Source organism: Bacillus sp. SIMBA_154 (genome assembly GCF_046536015.1).
Taxonomy (GTDB): domain Bacteria; phylum Bacillota; class Bacilli; order Bacillales; family Bacillaceae; genus Bacillus; species Bacillus pumilus_P.
In genome coordinates, this window is the sequence record NZ_JAWJBV010000002.1 from 85,867 (window position 1) to 103,327 (window position 17,461).

Annotated in this window: 13 protein-coding genes; all 13 read right to left on the minus strand. The window is 42.3% G+C overall.

Annotation, left to right across the window (positions count from 1 at the left end):
• Window positions 1–6: 6 nt before the first annotated feature.
• The 13 genes from truB to R0K30_RS03925 all read right to left on the minus strand — a co-directional run bounded on the left by truB (window position 7) and on the right by R0K30_RS03925 (window position 17,435).
• Window positions 7–936, minus strand: a complete 930-nt coding sequence (gene truB / locus R0K30_RS03865) for a tRNA pseudouridine(55) synthase TruB (RefSeq protein ID WP_367307636.1) — start codon at window positions 934–936, stop codon at window positions 7–9.
• A 68-nt stretch (window positions 937–1,004) separates the two neighbouring features.
• Window positions 1,005–1,355 (minus strand): 30S ribosome-binding factor RbfA, encoded by a 351-nt coding sequence (gene rbfA / locus R0K30_RS03870; RefSeq protein ID WP_007499525.1) that lies wholly within the window; start codon window positions 1,353–1,355, stop codon window positions 1,005–1,007.
• 18 nt (window positions 1,356–1,373) lie between these two features.
• Window positions 1,374–1,652, minus strand: a complete 279-nt coding sequence (locus R0K30_RS03875) for a DUF503 domain-containing protein (protein ID WP_099725832.1) — start codon at window positions 1,650–1,652, stop codon at window positions 1,374–1,376.
• The gene (infB, locus tag R0K30_RS03880; RefSeq protein WP_410609280.1) at window positions 1,649–3,760 is read right to left on the minus strand and encodes a translation initiation factor IF-2; all 2,112 of its coding nucleotides are present in this window, start codon (window positions 3,758–3,760) and stop codon (window positions 1,649–1,651) included. Before infB ends, R0K30_RS03875 begins: the two co-directional genes overlap by 4 nt.
• Before the next feature lie 19 nt (window positions 3,761–3,779).
• A complete protein-coding gene (locus tag R0K30_RS03885) occupies window positions 3,780–4,082 on the minus strand; it encodes a YlxQ family RNA-binding protein (RefSeq protein WP_034317646.1) in 303 nt (100 codons plus the stop codon).
• Window positions 4,075–4,359: an RNase P modulator RnpM gene (gene rnpM / locus R0K30_RS03890; RefSeq protein ID WP_008344742.1), complete on the minus strand. Its 285-nt coding sequence runs from the start codon at window positions 4,357–4,359 to the stop codon at window positions 4,075–4,077. Before rnpM ends, R0K30_RS03885 begins: the two co-directional genes overlap by 8 nt.
• A 15-nt stretch (window positions 4,360–4,374) precedes the next feature.
• Window positions 4,375–5,490: a transcription termination factor NusA gene (gene nusA, locus R0K30_RS03895; protein WP_099725834.1), complete on the minus strand. Its 1,116-nt coding sequence runs from the start codon at window positions 5,488–5,490 to the stop codon at window positions 4,375–4,377.
• 32 nt (window positions 5,491–5,522) lie between these two features.
• Window positions 5,523–5,996 (minus strand): ribosome maturation factor RimP, encoded by a 474-nt coding sequence (rimP, locus tag R0K30_RS03900; protein WP_003211398.1) that lies wholly within the window; start codon window positions 5,994–5,996, stop codon window positions 5,523–5,525.
• A gap of 240 nt (window positions 5,997–6,236) precedes the next feature.
• On the minus strand, window positions 6,237–7,367 hold the full coding sequence (locus R0K30_RS03905) for a glycoside hydrolase 5 family protein (protein WP_410609283.1): 1,131 nt from the start codon (window positions 7,365–7,367) through the stop codon (window positions 6,237–6,239).
• A gap of 22 nt (window positions 7,368–7,389) precedes the next feature.
• On the minus strand, window positions 7,390–8,616 hold the full coding sequence (locus R0K30_RS03910) for an endo-1,4-beta-xylanase (RefSeq protein ID WP_410609285.1): 1,227 nt from the start codon (window positions 8,614–8,616) through the stop codon (window positions 7,390–7,392).
• 86 nt (window positions 8,617–8,702) lie between these two features.
• Window positions 8,703–10,808: a glycoside hydrolase family 48 protein gene (locus tag R0K30_RS03915; RefSeq protein WP_410609287.1), complete on the minus strand. Its 2,106-nt coding sequence runs from the start codon at window positions 10,806–10,808 to the stop codon at window positions 8,703–8,705.
• A gap of 33 nt (window positions 10,809–10,841) precedes the next feature.
• A complete protein-coding gene (locus tag R0K30_RS03920) occupies window positions 10,842–12,692 on the minus strand; it encodes a glycoside hydrolase family 9 protein (RefSeq protein ID WP_410609289.1) in 1,851 nt (616 codons plus the stop codon).
• Window positions 12,693–13,121: 429 nt separating this feature from the next.
• A complete protein-coding gene (locus R0K30_RS03925) occupies window positions 13,122–17,435 on the minus strand; it encodes a PolC-type DNA polymerase III (RefSeq protein ID WP_410609291.1) in 4,314 nt (1,437 codons plus the stop codon).
• Window positions 17,436–17,461 lie beyond the last annotated feature (26 nt).

Sequence of the window (17,461 nt, forward strand, 5' to 3'; positions counted from 1 at the left end):
TTTTCTTTAAGATTGCTTGTCCTGAGATAAGATCTTCGCCGGCTTCATCAGGTTCTGTTTGGTCGGATGCTTCATATAAATCGCCATACAATGACCTGAAGGAGCAAAAACAGCGACACGATCCTCCTCTGCAAAATGAGCGAATTCATCAGGCATTGGCAGGACTGCACCGTTTTCCACTTTACTTGCTAATGTATCATTTATCTCCCATTTCGGCAAATGATTGAGCGCGCGCTCGATCGGTACAAGGTGCTCACCTATCGTTCCTTCCTCACTCATATCACGAAGCTCATCAAGGGTGATACATTCATCTAGTGTAAAGTCGCCTGACCCTGTGCGAATGAGGTGTGACATATGAGCCGGATACCCTAGTTTTTTTCCGATATCAACCGCTAAGGTTCTGACATACGTACCTTTTGAGCACAGAACAGTGAATCTGAATGACACGTTTCCATCTTCAAATGTGACAGGTGTAGTCCGCTCGATGCGATGGATGGTAATTTCACGGCTTGGCCGCTCGATTTCAATTCCTTCTCTCGCATATTCATAGAGCTTTTTCCCGCCAATTTTCACAGCAGAAAACATTGGAGGAACTTGTTCAATGGTTCCTTCAAACTGTTTCAGCGCAGCATCAATTTCTTCTTCTAAAATCGGCTTTTGCACCTTTTTTTCTTCAACCACTTCACCTGTTTGATCTTCTGTCGTCGTCGAAAAGCCAATCGTGATTTCTGCATCATACGTTTTCGATTTATCTGTTAGGTACTCAACGATTTTCGTCGCTCTTCCAATACAAATGGGCAGAACACCTGATACTTCTGGGTCGAGTGTTCCTGTATGTCCGACTTTTTTTGTGTGCAATATCTTTCTCACTTTGAACACACAGTCGTGAGAGGTCATTCCTCTTTCTTTATGTAATAAAAGAACACCATTTATCATCTGCGTTCTCTCCTTTCATAAACGATGAAAAAGGACAGACGATCATCGCCTATCCTTATTTCAACGTCTTATTCGTGATCTTTTGTGTTTAGTTCAGCAATCAGGCTTTCAATTCGGTTACCGTAATCAACGGATTCATCGAATTCAAAGTGTAGTTCTGGTGTTTTGCGAAGTCTAATTCGATTGCCAATTTCAGAGCGGATATACCCTTTCGCCTTTGCTAGGCCTTTTAAGGTTTCCTCTCTTTTCTTCTCGTCGCCAAGAACAGAAATGTAGACTTTGGCAATTTGCAAATCACCGGACACTTCGACATCGGTTACAGTCAAAAAGCCGATTCTTGGATCTTTCAGCTTTCTGCCAAGGATGTCGCCCAATTCTTTTTTCATTTGCTCACCCACACGGGTTGCTCTCATGCTCATGATCTTATCACCTCTAATTTAAAACCACTCAGTTTTCGTGATCGTCCGTTCAATTTCAGGAAAAGAATCAATAAAGCTTAATACACGCTGAAGTTCTTTTTCCACTTGAACCCGAGAGGAGGAAATCACGGCGATTCCAATTGATGTACGCTGCCATGTATCCTGATAATCCATTTCAGCAATGGACACATTGAATTTATGGCGCGTTCTTGTCAATATACGCTGAAGAACCGCACGTTTTTCCTTCAGTGAGGATGCATCATAGATGATGCACTCACATTCGGTATAACCGATCATTTTCTTTCGATTTCTTGCATAACGAATGATTCCATGACATCACCTTCACGGATATCATTGTATTTCTTAATGGTAATACCACATTCATAGCCTTGTGAAACTTCTTTCACGTCATCTTTGAATCGTTTTAATACGTCGACTTCGCCTTCAAAAATGACGACGCCATCACGGATTAATCGGATACCACTATCTCTTGTAATCGTTCCTTCAGTGACATAGCCACCAGCAATTGTACCGATTTTAGATACTTTGAACGTTTGACGAACTTCAACTTGACCAATGACTTTTTCTTCATATTCAGGGTCAAGCATCCCCTTCATCGCAGCTTCAATTTCATCGATGACTTTATAGATAATGCGGTGCAAGCGGATATCTACGTTTTCTGTTTCAGCTGTGCTCTTCGCATTTCCATCAGGACGTACGTTAAATCCGATCACGATCGCATTAGAAGCACTTGCTAAAATGATATCAGATTCTGTAATCGCTCCAACACCCGTATGGATGATTTTCACTTTTACGCCTTCTACTTCAATTTTTTGAAGAGCTGCCGTCAGTGCTTCAGCAGAACCTTGTACGTCTGCTTTCACGATCAGGTTGATATCTTTCACTTCGCCTTGTTTGATTTGCTCAAATAGGTCATCTAGAGATAATTTTGATTTGTCTGAACGCTGTTCATCAAGCTGTTTTGAAGCACGCGCCTCACCCACTTGACGAGCTGTTTTTTCGTCTTTGAATACGAGGAACTGATCGCCCGCATTTGGTACATCATTTAAACCAGTGATTTCAACAGGTGTAGATGGTCCTGCTGTTTTCACGCGGCGTCCGATGTCATTGACCATTGCACGTACACGGCCAAATGTATTTCCAACAACGATTGGGTCACCTACTTGAAGTGTACCAGTTTGAACTAGAAGGGTTGCAACAGACCCTCTTCCTTTATCAAGCTCAGCCTCAATGACAGTTCCTTTAGCCGCACGATGTGGGTTGGCTTTCAGTTCTCCTACTTCGCTGACAAGAAGGATCATTTCGATTAATTCATCGATGCCTTCACCTGTTTTCGCAGATAGAGGAACGAAAATCGTTTCGCCGCCCCAAGCTTCTGGTACAAGACCATGTTCAGTTAATTCTTGCATCACACGGTCCGGGTTAGCTGTTGGTTTGTCAATTTTATTGACAGCAACAATGATTGGCACCTCTGCCGCTTTCGCATGGTTAATGGCTTCAATCGTTTGCGGCATCACGCCATCATCTGCTGCAACGACTAGGATTGTTGTATCAGTTACCTCGGCACCACGTGCACGCATCGTTGTGAATGCTGCGTGTCCAGGTGTATCAAGGAACGTGATTTTCTTGCCGTTTTCTTCAATTTGGTATGCGCCAATATGCTGCGTGATTCCACCAGCTTCGCCTTCAACGACTTTCGTTTTACGAATGCTGTCAAGAAGGGTTGTTTTCCCGTGGTCAACGTGTCCCATGATTGTCACAACTGGAGGGCGTACTTGCATATCTTCTTCTTTATCTTCAACTTCATACTTTTCAAGTTCAGTTTCTTCTAAAATGATAACTTCCTCTACTGGAACACCATATTCAGAAGCGATTAATTCAACTGTATCTTTATCAAGCTCTTGGTTAATGGTTGCCATCACACCAAGCATCATCAGCTTCTTGATGATTTCAGCTGATTCTTTTCCAAGCTCTTCGGCAAGCTGGCCAACTGTCATTGAATTTGTAAATTCAATTTTTTCAGGAAGCTCTTTTTTAGGCTTCACAGGTCTAGCTTGCTGATGCTGTGACTTGTTGCCACCGCGTTTGTTTTTGTTTTGGTTGTTGTTTTTTTTGTTTTTATTAAATTGATTATTCTGCACGTCATTCTTCTTTCTATCATTGATTTTGTTAGATGATTGTTTTTTTTGTTCTGCGGGTTTCTCGTTAGTTGTCTCTTTTGCTTTGGCTTTTTTATATATAGCGTCTAGCTTTTTCACAGTGTCGTCTTCAAGCGTCGCCATGTGGTTGTTCACTTCCACGTTCATATCCTTAAGCGCTGCTATAATATCTTTACTTGAAACATCTATGGCTTTTGCATATTCATATACTCTCACTTTAGCCATTCGTTCACCCCCAAATAAATTAATCGAGCAAGCTTATGAGCTTCTTAGCGAAGCCTTGGTCAGTGACAGCGACAACTACGCGAGCTTCTTTCCCAATAGAACGTCCGAGAACGGAACGGTCTTCAATTTTTCTAACCGGAACATTATAAAATTTGCATTTGTCAGATACCTTTTTCTCTGTGTTCGGTGAGGCATCTGCTGCAAGAAGAACCAGCTTAGCACGCGCATGTCTAACTTCTTTGATCACCAGATCTTCTCCTGACACGACTTTACGAGCTCGATTTGCTAGACCAAGCAAAGGATACCACTTAGATTCAGTCATTTGGTTTTTTCACCTTTTCAGCTAGTTCTAGTAATTCTTCAAATATGTGTTCGTCAATCTGTGTCTGAAATTGCTGCTGTAAACTGCGTTTGTTCTTTGCCGCAAGAATGGTTTCTTTATCGAGAGAAAGGTAAGCTCCGCGCCCGTTCATTTTTCCGGTTGCGTCAACAGACACTTCACCTTCTTTAGAACGAACCACACGGATTAGCTCTTTCTTTGGTTTCATTTCTCCCGTCACGACGCATTTTCTAAGCGGGATTTTCTTTCGGCTTTTCACCTTTTATATCACCTCTTATTCGTCAGATTCCTCAGCTACTGGTTCAGCCTCTAAGAAAAGAGATTCAGAGTCTTCAGTTCTTGGGAAAATACCGAGTTCCCTTGCATCTGTTTCGCTTTTAATGTCAATTTTCCAGCTAGTCAGCTTCGCTGCAAGGCGCGCATTTTGACCTCTTTTACCAATCGCTAATGACAGCTGATAATCAGGGACAATCACTGTTGTCGCCTTATCTTCTTCATTAACAATGACATCAAGCACTTTTGATGGGCTCAACGCATTGGCAACAAATTCAACCGGATCATTAGACCAATGGACAATGTCAATTTTTTCGCCTTTTAGCTCGTTGACAATTGCTTGTACACGCTGACCTTTTGGCCCAACACAAGAACCAACTGGATCAACATCAGGATCATCTGTACGAACAGATATTTTAGAACGGTCCCCAGCTTCTCTAGCAACCGATTTAAGCTCTACAGTACCATCATAAATTTCTGGGACTTCAATTTCAAATAAACGCTTTAAAAGACCTGGATGTGTTCTAGAGACATAAATTTGTGGTCCTTTTGTTGTTTTTTCTACCTTTGTAATGAACACTTTAATGCGGTCATGTGGTTTGTATTCCTCATTTGGCATTTGTTCGTTGACGGGAAGAAGAGCTTCGATTTTGCCAAGTGACACGTAAATGAATTTACTGTCAATTCGCTGAACGATTCCCGTCATAATGTCTTCCTCGCGATCGATGAACTCAGTGTAGATCACACCTCGCTCTGCTTCTCTCACTCGCTGCGTGACAACTTGTTTCGCTGTCTGAGCTGCAATGCGTCCGAAATCTTTTGGAGTGACTTCAATCTCAACCACGTCACCTACCACGTAATTCGGGTTGATGCTGACTGCATCATCTACAGAGATTTCAAGGCGAGAATCATACACTTCATCTACAACATCTTTTCTTGCAAATACGCGAATTGTTCCCGTTTCGCGGTTTAAATCAACACGAACATTTTGCGCTTGATTAAAATTACGCTTATATGCAGAAATGAGTGCAGCTTCTATCGCTTCAATAATAATTTCTTTACTAATACCCTTCTCTTTCTCAAGAACAGTCAGGGCATCTAACAACTCACTACTCATTTTTATGGTTCCCCCTTATATCAATGGAAAGGTTAATTGAACGAAACTGCTAATCTTGCGTTCGCTATTTTTTCATATGGGATATTGATCTCTTTCTTTCTTGTCTTGATCTTCACTGTCACTGTTGCAATCTCACCATCAAAGCTTGTAAGCTCACCTTCAAACGCTTTTTCACCATCAATTGGTTCATATGTTTTCATGAAAACATTTTTTCCAAGTGCTTTTTCAAAATCAGCTTTTTTCTTTAATGGGCGCTCCGCTCCAGGAGAGGACACTTCAAGAAAGTAGTTTTGGCTAATCGGATCTGCCTCATCAAGCTTTTCGCTCAAGGCTTCGCTCACTTTGGCACACTCTTCGATATCGACGCCTTTATCAGAGTCAATAAACACGCGAAGGAACCAGTTTTGACCCTCTTTGACAAATTCAACATCAACGAGTTCAAGCTGTAAGCCATCTAAAATTGGCTGCACCATTTCGCTTACGACATCCACTACTTTTTTGCTCATTCTCTTCCTCCTTGTGCTTTCGATAAACGCTCTTATCAATCATTCTGCATAAAAACCCTGCTTTATGTGAGCAGGGGGAGCAGAAAACGGATGAATAATGTCGAGACAAAAATTGCCTGTTCAATACAAAAGAGCGGGTTTCCCCACTCTTGTCTCGGTAATCGTTAGCATTTCCATAAAAACTATACCATATCCAATTTTTTTATGCAAATGAAGTTCCTTATAAACGGGCATTCGTCATCAGTTCTTTTCGTTCATTCTTTTTGCATGTTCACTGATGAGTGATGCTTCCCTGCTCTCCTTTATGATTCGGAAACCGTCATAATCAGGATAGAGCGAATCATCGTCTTGAATGCTTGTTAAAATCCAAAATTGACTGCCTGCCCCTCCGAGCCGCTCAATCGCTAACAGCCAGCTTCGGTAGACCTCTGGACGCACTGATTGATTTTGATAACCAAACTCTTCTAGTACAACAGGTTTTCCTATCGCCTCCCCGCGGGTGATATGGTCTTCAATCCATTTCACTCCCCAAGCGGCTGACTTGTTCCAGTGATCTGGGTATAGATGATAGGTTCCATAATCGATATTGGACAGAGCGGTCAAACGGTCCCAATCCACGCCTTCTCCGCCTCCATACAACCAATCGTCATGTCCTTTTATGCGAAAGAATCCTTCATCTCCTACTGCAACAAGATGATGCTGATCTATCGATTTGATCCATGTACTCATTTCATTTGCCCAATTCACTAATATATTCCCTGTAGGATCAGACTGCACACGCGGCTCATTGGCAAGCTCCCATGTCATAATAGCAGGATCGTCTTTATATTGAACACCGGTATACGTATTGGTTCTCTCTAATACATAGCGCACATAATTTTTGTAAGCATTTTTGATATGAGAATCAGTATAAAAGGCATCGTGTGAGCCTGCCTGAAACCACTTAACGTATTGATTCATTCCGCCAAAATCATCCCAATTGTTGACTAGCGGGATGACTAGCTTTATGCCTTCTTGCCCTGCTTTATGAATCGCATAATCTAATTTTCGAAAACCCGATTCTTCATAAACCCCTGGACTAGATTGCAAAACTGAATTCTCTTGAGGAGCTCCATCGTGAAATCCCCAAATACGAATGACCTTTAGATTCATTGCTTTCATATCGTCAAAAACAGCATCTACCATCTTTTTTGATTTGTAATGAAAATAATAGTTGTTTGTGCCAGCAAAGTAAAATGGTTGATTGTTCAACAAAAATTGTGTACCAGACGTTTGCACAAAAGAAGCGGCCTTTACGGTAAGAGAGAACCAGCCAGCCCATAAAGCTATCACGAGTATAAAACAAGGCACCAGTTGAGCCCATTTTTTCATTTTAAATTCTCCTCACAATCTATCATTCTGCAGGAACGATAACATCTAGTTGAAGCGGCGTTTGTTCATTTGAATCAAGTTCAATCGTCTGCTGCTTTAACACCCTACTTTCTTGGCCAATTCGAACCTCATATGTTCCGTGAAACGCTGGACATGCCACTTTCCCGCTAGCATCTGTTTTTTCAACTCTTTGTGTTGTCCACTCCTTTAGAAGCTTTTCATAACGTTTTCCTGCTTCATTTAAAGACCAATCATAATTAACGATGGCTGCGTGCTCACCTCGCCAGTGGGCACCTGCCCAAAATCCCCACATCAGCACACCTTTTACCGCCGGATGACTGAAAGCAACGCGATATAAAGCCTCTAGGTTATCCGCTCTTCTATTAGCATCTGGATGAACAGAGTCGTACTCTGTGACCCAAATGGGGAGACCAAGCTCAGCTAGTACATCGAGTCTTTCTTTTACAATGACTGGATCCACCCGATCTTCAAAGTGTCCCTGTACACCAATTGCCTCAACTGGCGCCCCTAACTGACGAAGTTCATTGATATGCGCTTTATAAGCATGATGCTCGCCATATGAGATCACATTATAATCATTCACAAACAGCAGCGCTTGAGGGTCAATTTTTTTCGTTTCTTCATACATCCACTTCCAAATATTTTTCCCGAAGCGATCTTTAAAAAATGAACCATGCATCATTTCATTGTTTACATCCCAATGACGGAATCTTCCCTTAAAATGATTGCCCGCATGCTCAAGCCGCCTTTTCATGGCATCATACACCTCATGATTCGGCAGTGACCTCAGCCAGCTTGGATTCGCATCCTCTACTTCCCAAAACAAAGCATGCCCTCTCACTGGAAGTTGATGTCTATCTGCAAAGTTCAGCATGGCATCTGCTTTTTCGTAGGTGATTTTCCCTCTTTCTGGCTCATTCGCATACCACTTTGCCTCATTTTCAAAAACAGCCCAATTAAAATGCTTCACGAAAAAATCAGCATATTGTTGATTAAATAACACTTGGTCATTCATTGCTGAACCAAATGCGAATTCATGCCTAATTTGTTTCACTTCAACCTCTATACCTGCTACTGGCTTTTTTTCACCATTTATGACGTTTATAACAAGCTCTCTTTGTCTATGCTCTGAGATTCGATCATTCGCCTCTTTTTTCCACATTTGATTTTTTTGCCCATTTTCATCCCTGTTTAATGAATGATGAATAAAGCTTCTTTCTTTGACCATGTTGTAATCACCCTTACTTTCAGTGGATTTATTATTTCCTATTAGACTGCCGGCCAATAGAAGCCGGCAGCTTGATTTTGACCCTATTAGTTGATGAGACGATGATATTCAGCATAGGCAGTAGCCATATCAACTTGCGACCAGAAGCGGTGATAAGTGAAAACAGGCGCTCCATCTTCCCATTTGCCTGTTGCTTCATTAAACGATGCTTGATACTTACTCTCAAGTGCAGACCATGCTGGATCTTGTTTTATTTTCGGACGAAGATCTGCAAAACTCGTATAGACTCCATTACCTCCCCGCTGTGGATCAGACGGGGTGGTGTTGGCACCAGGGATTTGATTCCCTTGACCAAATGTTCCGTTCCACCCATTTGGGAAATATACTTCTTTTTTAAAGAAGCGATAGTAGTCTTCTCTTTCTTCCTCTGTGACAATTCCAATGCCATCATTGTAATTCCATGCAACATCAAGGAGCTGTGCAGCTATATCTTTTGCTCTTATGCCAAGGGCTGTATAGTTTCCTGTCTCTTTCTTTGTGGCAGCCGCAAAGAATGTTAAGGCTTTGACCAGACTCCCTAGGACGCCAGTATCTTGAGTTGGATCTTTTGTTACAGCTGTTAAGTTTGGATTTCCTGTCGCAGACTGGAACCCATTCCAAGTATCAGGCTGTCCGCTCCAAGCTATATTTCCAGGAAGCCAAAACTCTCCAGGTGCACTCGTTGTCGCAACAGCAACATCCGTCCCCCCTAGAATTCTTTGTCCTTGACCATCTAAAAAATACCCTTCTTGGTCCGTCACAGGACGTGTGCCAATAAAAATATAATCTAATGAATAGTTGATCCATTTTGTCATGACAGATTTGGCCATTTGAAAATTTTCAGATGTTTTGTCTCCATCTTTCGCAAAAATGTAATAAAGCTCTGCTACGCGCTCGATCGGCCATGCCTGCATCCCAAACCAGTTATTAGACGGAGGATCATGGTAAACAGGCGCATCTTCATATGCCATATCGTAAAATGTGCTTCTTCCTGCAGGATAAGCACTATAGTCTCCATTCCAACTGTTTGTTGCGCCTCCTGCAATCGCTCCTTCTTTTGATTGAAGCCATACGTAAAATTCAAGCTGTCTCTTTAACGTTTTCTCCCAATCGCTTGCACCCGTAGCTGACGATGGCTTTAAGCCTCCTTTATCTGAGGATAAAGCATAAGCAGCGACGGGGTTTTGATACCCTTGGTGACAATGGCTCGCACCAATACGCCATGACCAATTTGCATAATCTCCAAGTCCCCCGCCCCAAGAGGTATACCATGCCATTAAGTGATGACAGGCACTCTTTCCATTCCCAGGAGACGGATTGCCCTGCTTTCCACTTCCAATTGTTTGAAAATATTTATCGTACATACCGTAACGGAGAAAATCACCCATTTTTTTTGCTTTATCAAGGTAGGTTGGCTGATTATAGCCAAGTTCCTTTGCCCAATACATCGCCTGTACAGCACGCGCATCAGCGTCCGTCGCATTTGTATAGCGCCACTGGTCAGCTGGCGCTTGATTTTCTTTTGTGAACAAGCTCATGAAACCTTCATTCGGCTTTCCCAATGTTTTATCATCTTGTGATGGATGAGGGATGGCCTCCCATACTGATTCCTGCGGACCACGCTGAAATGTGTTTACATATGCGGCTGTATGTGATGGATTGAGTAAATTTCCATAGCTATACCAATTGTCTACATCAAGGAGCCAGTGCATTAAATACGTTTCATTTGTCCCATACGTTGATTTCAGTTCGCTATCAAGCGGATCTTGACCAGCAGGACGAGCGCCGCTCAGCTGGCTTGGATATTGATCTGGATATGGCTTTTCTGAAGCATATGTCGCTGGACTTGACGGATTGTAAGAGCTCATATGTGGCTGTTCGTCATTTCCGTCTTCATTTACTGGGATGATGAATTTCTCCATATTGTCCCAAGCAGCTTCTAGCTTGCTCCAATCTCCTGTGTAATGTCCATATAAAACTTCAAGCCATAGCCAGTAGCTATATGCCTCTGAAGTCGTCATATGCCCATAATCAGGAGCCTCACAAATGAGCGTCTCGATTGAGTGATACGGAATACCCTCTGGTGAAAAATATCCATTCGCATCATTTTTCAATTGATGATAAAGCGTTAAAAACCGTTCTTTGTTTGTCATGTCCCTCACCCTTTAAATTGATATAGTTGATTTTTATTTGTCTGGAAGCGTGCCAAATACTAAAGCACCATTGTCAAAGACGGGAATCCTCGCTGTTTTTTGCATACTGGATGTTAACCCTTGAAAGGAATAATCATTTGAGGCATCCCATATATTCGCACCATTTGGCGCAGATAATCGAAATTGTATTTCCTTCTTATGCAGTGATTCTCCTCCAGGAAAAATAGCTACGCCAGTAAAATCGATTTCTGTAAAATATACATGGGATGATGCGTCATATACCGTTAACGGAGATAGGGAAGCGCCTTCATTGTAGGCTGACGTCACTTGAATATCTCTTTCAGTGAATCCCTTTGTAAAAACCTCGCTAAGATTGACGTAATATCTAAAAGAAAGTGTTTGACTGCTTCTTGCCGGCCAGCCTGATCGATTGTATAAAATCGCTTTTATCTGAGTAGATGTTGTATCGTTATTCATCACAGCTGCCTCCACAAAAAACTCATCCTCCACCTTTTCTTTAGGCGGAAAATTTGGTAGCTTGGATTGTCCCTTACCAAACAGCTGCACCAGTTTGGCTATATTTCCAGTAAAGGCGGCATTATAGTCAGTCGCTACCTCGTTTGATACATAATCAGAGATGTCATCGACATATTGATCTTGTGAATTAGGGCCCCCAACAAGCGCTCCATAAAGAGTGTGCCGATGATATGGAGGATTTGTCAGCTGGTTAGACCATGAGCCATGTGCAGTTCGGTGATGTGGATGCATCGGCGGGTTTTGACCAAACCCAACGACATAGCTTCTATTTAGCGGATTATCACCTAGCATATAGTGTGTTTGCTTGATAGCAAACGTTTCGTATCGATTCTTTTTTTCTTGATCAGAAACCCAATCAGCGTATACAAAGGCTAAAAATGCTGCATTTGCTGTATAACGAAGTGACCCCCATTGATCCAGCCACGCCAAACCGCCAGGCGTATAAGTGATTCTTTCTACTTTTCCATTTTGAACAAGACCTGTGGTCCAGTAATCGAGATTACGCTCTGTCGATTCTATAAATCTTTTCTCCTTCGTGATTCTTGCGAGTAAGATTTGTGAAGCAAAAAAAGTATTGTCCCACGACATGGTAAACGTATAATCCCAATCTTTCGGCCATTCTTCTACCGCCTTTAACGCTTGATCTAAATATGACTGTTCATTTGTCGCCAAGTACAGCCATATTCCTCCCCAAATGAGCTCGTCAATATAGCCGCTCCATGAGTTGTAAAACGGCTGAGCATTGGTGACACAATCTGTATACTCGCCGCGATATTGATCAGCAAATGCATAAAGCTGTTTTGCATGTGTGAGAAGCTTTGCTGCATATGACGCATCAGTCTCTTTAAAAATGATAGAACCTGCTGCTAAAGCTGCCGCAGTTTGTGCAGCTACTTCTGTCCCTGGACAGTGTTCATCAATTTTAAAAGCTGGCCGGCTCATTGGCATCACTTCTGCTGGTCCCCACCAGCCATGATCAGCGTTCCCATCACCTACTTGCGCCCAAAATTCGTTCGGACCTGTATGTGCTTTCAAAAAATAATCGGTTGCCCACTTGATTTGATCTAACATATCATCCAGCAAGTCTGCCTCTTCATAAGCTTCTCGGTATTCATATACTGTCCATGCAAGCACGGCTGCAGAGTAAGCCATCGGAAGTCCAAATTTCACATGGTCACCTGCGTCATACCAGCCGCCTGTTAAGTCATGGCCCACATCCTTCCCATCCTCTAGTCCAGAATCACCCCGCCAGTTGAGACGGTTGTTATTAGGAAGCCTTCCAGACCTCTGCGCCTCGTAGAACAAAATTGATTTTTGAAGAACCTCTACATAGTTATAAGATGACATTTCCCTACTGTTCACCCCTTCTTTTTCGTGCAACGTGAAACATTGATCAATAGACGAACCACCTCCTTTTTATTTGGTGCGTGATCTGTACAGTTTTGAAAAGAATCAAACATGTTTCAAAAATAAGCATAGTAAACAGCAATCAGCTTTACGCTCATCGAAGGTTTTCTCTGATTCTCCTTGTGACTGTACCCAGAATGATCATATGTCGGATGAGAACATTTCAGACGGCGAAATTCTCTTTTTTGCTCTATTTGGGTAGAAAGAATGACACACAACCGCTTCTCTTAAAACATCACGTTAAATCAAGATATATGAACGATTAAGAAAATAATTCCAATTGGTGAAAAATGTTTGTTAGTTAACATAATAAAATTATCGTCTACATTAAAAAGAACGCCCCTTTTAGGGCGCTCTTCATTTATCACATTAAAACAAAGAAAGCTGGTTTTGATCAGGCAGTGATTCTAAGCAGCCTTGACGATCCAAATATTCAAGAATGGTCTTAGAGACTTTCCCTCGTTTTTGTAGATCTTCTTTTGAAAGGAATTCACCATCTTGACGTGCGCGTACAATATTTAGCGCAACGTTCGTTCCGAGCCCAGGGATCGAGTTGAATGGCGGAATTAACCCATCTCCATCTATGATAAATTCTGTTGCACTTGAGCGGTATAGGTCGACTTTTTTAAAATGGTAGCCTCTTTCGCACATTTCAAGTGCAAGCTCTAGTACAGTTAATAGGTTTTTCTCTTTCGGTGATGCATCTAGACCTTTTGAGTTAATATCGTCCATGACAGCTCGAATCGCATTCGATCCTTTTGTCATGGTTTCGATATCAAAGTCATCCGCACGAACGGTAAAGTATGCCGCGTAGTACAGAAGTGCATGATGCACCTTGAAGTAAGCTATCCGAACAGCCATTAATACATAAGCAGCCGCGTGGGCTTTAGGGAACATGTATTTGATCTTTTTACAAGAATCAATATACCAGTTTGGTACGTTATTATTCTTCATTTCTTCTTCCCATTCAGGAGGAAGTCCCTTTCCTTTACGAACTGATTCCATGATTTTAAAGGCAAGTGACGGTTCTAGTCCTTGATAGATGAGATAGACCATAATATCGTCACGACAGCCAATCACTTCGCTTAGTTCACACGTTTTATTGTGTATAAGCTCTTGCGCATTCCCGAGCCATACATCTGTACCGTGTGATAAACCCGAGATCTGAACGAGCTCTGAGAAGGTAGTTGGCTTTGTATCCTCAAGCATTTGCCGAACAAATCTTGTCCCAAACTCTGGGATGCCAAGTGTTCCTGTTTTACAGCCAATTTGCTCTTCTGTGACACCAAGAGGCTCTGTCCCTTGGAAGATTTTCATGACTTCAGGGTCATCTGTTGGAATGGTTTTTGGATCGATTCCGCTTAAGTCCTGAAGCATACGAATGACCGTTGGATCATCGTGTCCAAGTATATCTAGCTTCAGCAAGTTATCATGGATCGAATGGAAATCAAAATGCGTCGTTTTCCAATCGGCTCCTGTCGCATCCGCTGGATATTGAATTGGGGAGAAATCGTAAATGTCCATATAATCCGGCACAACGATAATACCACCTGGATGCTGGCCCGTTGTCCGTTTTACCCCTGTACATCCTTGCACGAGCCGGTCGATTTCTGCGCCTCTCATATGAAGATTATGATCACCTGCATAGCCTTTCACGTATCCATATGCCGTTTTTTCTGCAACGGTACCGATTGTGCCTGCGCGGTATACATATTCTTCACCGAACAGCTCTTTTGTATAGTTATGTGCGAGCGGCTGATATTCTCCTGAGAAGTTCAAGTCGATATCAGGCACTTTATCTCCTTTAAAACCTAAGAACGTTTCAAACGGAATATCATGTCCGTCTTTTTTATACGGCGCACCACATTCTGGACAGTCTTTATCAGGAAGGTCAAAGCCTGAACCAACAGATCCGTCATTAAAGAACTCAGAGTGCTTACAGCTTGGGCATACATAATGCGGTGCAAGTGGGTTCACTTCTGTAATCTCTGTTAATGTCGCCACAAGGGATGATCCGACAGATCCCCTTGAACCAACAAGATATCCATCATCTAGTGATTTCTTAACGAGCTTATGAGAGATTAAATAAATGACGGCGAAGCCATGACCAATAATACTTTTTAATTCCTTCTCAATACGGTTTTCTACGATTTTCGGTAATTCATCTCCGTAGATGCTGCGTGCCATTTGATAGCTCATTTCCCGTATTTCTTCATCTGCACCTTCAATTTTTGGTGTATAAAGATCATCTTTGATTGGTTTAATGCTTTCGACCATCTCAGATACCTTTTTCGTATTCGTCACGACGATCTCCTTTGCTTTCTCGTCTCCTAAGAAGGAGAACGCTTCAAGCATTTCATCTGTCGTTCTAAAATGCACTTTTGGCAGTTCATGACGGTTAAGTGGATTGGCACCACCCTGTGATGAAATTAAGATTTTACGATAAATTTTGTCCTCTGGATGCAGGTAGTGCACGTTCCCAGTCGCCACGACCGGTTTATTCAGCTTTTCACCAAGCTTCACAATATTTGTGATAATTTCTTTTAATGCACGTTCATCTCGAACAAGCTCTAGCTGTAGCAGGTGCTGATACACTTCTGGCGGATGAACCTCTAAATAGTCATAAAATGCTGCAATGTCTTCCACCTCATCAGGCGACTTTTGCATCATTCCTTCAAAAACCTCACCCTTATCACAAGCCGACCCAACAATCAAACCTTCTCGATATTTCTCAAGCTGTGAGCGCGGAATGCGAGGCACCCGGTAGAAATAATGAATATGAGAAAGTGAAACAAGCTTGAATAAATTCTTGAGTCCCGTCTCATTTTTCGCAATCACTGTCGCATGGTAAGGACGTGAGCGCTGGTAAGCATTGGACTGACCCATGTTTTCATTCAGTTGATCATGGTAGGCAATCTCTTTTTCAGCCGCATCTTTTAGCATCTTCAGCATCAGGTAGCCTGTCGCTTCTGCGTCATAAATGGCGCGGTGATGCTGCGTGAGTTCAATATCAAACTTTTTACAAAGTGTGTTCAGCCGGTGATTTTTAAATTCCGGGTAAAGGAATCGGCCAAGTTCAAGTGTATCAATGACAGGATTTGATGCTTTATCTGTTTTTAACAGACGTTTATACGCTGCATTTAAAAAGCCCATATCAAAGCTCGCATTGTGCGCAACAAGGATGTCTTGTCCAATCCACTCTTTGAAATCCCGAACAACATCAACGACATCTGGTGCATCTCTGACCATATCATCGGTAATACCAGTTAACTCAATGGTCGTTGCTGATAACGGGTGATGAGGATTTGCAAATGCCTCAAAGCGGTCAATGATTTCCCCGCCTTTTATTTTCACTGCTGCAAGCTCAATGATCGTATCATAAACAGCAGAAAGCCCGGTTGTCTCTACGTCAAATACGACAAACGTCGCATCCTCTAACAAGCGGTGCTCTGGATTATATGCAATCGGCACCCCATCATCGACTAAGTTGATTTCCACACCGTACATCATTTTGATGCCATGCTTTTTACTTGCTGCATACGCATCTGGAAAGGATTGCACAACGGCATGATCTGTAAGAGCAATCGCTTCATGCCCCCATTTTTTTGCTTGTTCAACAAGCTTGCCGATGCCGGTGACAGCATCCATTTGACTCATTGGGGAATGCAAATGAAGCTCAACACGCTTTTCACCCTCAGGTGCTGTATCTTCTTTGAGCTGAGGTTTCATTTCATTGACATCATTGGCGATCATGACAAGATCTCTGACAAACGTATCGTTTTGAATGCTTCCTCTTGCTTTCACCCACATCCCTTTTTTCAAGGATTTCATGAGCTGGGCATCTTCTTTTTCTCTCGCAAACATTTTGATCAAAATACTGTTTGTATAATCCGTGATCTTAAAGATACAAAGCGTTCTGCCGCTTTTCAGCTCGCGCGTTTCTGCATCAAACACGTAGCCTTGGACGGTGATTCTTCTTTCCTCGTCCATAATACTATCTAGCGTACGAATTTCTTCATTGTCTTTGATTTGATATCCAATCATCAGAGGGCCTGATGGCGCTTCCTCCTGATCCTCACTTTCTTTCTTCTCCATCTCAGTGAGGGCTTGCATCGCTCTTTCTTGGTCTTCAGCAAGCTTTTGTTCTCTGAACTTCTGAATCTCTTGATCTGATACAAAAATTTCTGTATCAAATTGCAGCTCTGGAAAACCAACTTGTTTCAATGCAGCCTGGAGCATTGGGCTGTACTTCTTTTTGATGGCCAAAGCCTCTGTTTCGCTTTTCGTTTTGATGATGATTTTATGCCCAGACAGCGCCGGTTTTTGCTGCTGAAGCAAGCTGATGATTGGGGGAGAAATTCCTTGAAGCTCTTCCACACAATGTGACCAATACGATTGCACAAGCTCCTCAGATATGTGCGGATCATTGACTTCAATCGTACAAGTGACTTGTGCAATATGAGAAAATGCATTTGTCAGCCTGCTCAGAAACATTGCATATACCTTGTAAGGCAGAAGTGCCTTAAATTTAAAAAGGAAATGCCACGTTTTCGTCGCCTTATGCACCGTCAATTTGACGATTTCACCTTCTTCAAAGTAACGACTGAGGTCATCATCTGTCATTTGAATCTGATTGAGTAATATATGAAATTGCCGCCGGGTGATCGGTAATTGTTCATCCAAGACAGGACCCTCCTTTTGTAAATCAG

Coding starts and splice junctions, on each gene's coding strand:
- R0K30_RS03915 (WP_410609287.1), bottom strand. CDS start 10,808: ATGACAAACAAAGAACGGTTTTTAACGCTTTATCATCAATTGAAAAAT.
- R0K30_RS03920 (WP_410609289.1), bottom strand. CDS start 12,692: ATGTCATCTTATAACTATGTAGAGGTTCTTCAAAAATCAATTTTGTTC.
- rimP (WP_003211398.1), bottom strand. CDS start 5,996: ATGAGCAAAAAAGTAGTGGATGTCGTAAGCGAAATGGTGCAGCCAATT.
- rbfA (WP_007499525.1), bottom strand. CDS start 1,355: ATGAGCATGAGAGCAACCCGTGTGGGTGAGCAAATGAAAAAAGAATTG.
- truB (WP_367307636.1), bottom strand. CDS start 936: ATGATAAATGGTGTTCTTTTATTACATAAAGAAAGAGGAATGACCTCT.
- nusA (WP_099725834.1), bottom strand. CDS start 5,490: ATGAGTAGTGAGTTGTTAGATGCCCTGACTGTTCTTGAGAAAGAGAAG.
- R0K30_RS03885 (WP_034317646.1), bottom strand. CDS start 4,082: ATGACTGAATCTAAGTGGTATCCTTTGCTTGGTCTAGCAAATCGAGCT.
- R0K30_RS03875 (WP_099725832.1), bottom strand. CDS start 1,652: ATGATCGGTTATACCGAATGTGAGTGCATCATCTATGATGCATCCTCA.
- R0K30_RS03905 (WP_410609283.1), bottom strand. CDS start 7,367: ATGAAAAAATGGGCTCAACTGGTGCCTTGTTTTATACTCGTGATAGCT.
- R0K30_RS03910 (WP_410609285.1), bottom strand. CDS start 8,616: ATGGTCAAAGAAAGAAGCTTTATTCATCATTCATTAAACAGGGATGAA.
- infB (WP_410609280.1), bottom strand. CDS start 3,760: ATGGCTAAAGTGAGAGTATATGAATATGCAAAAGCCATAGATGTTTCA.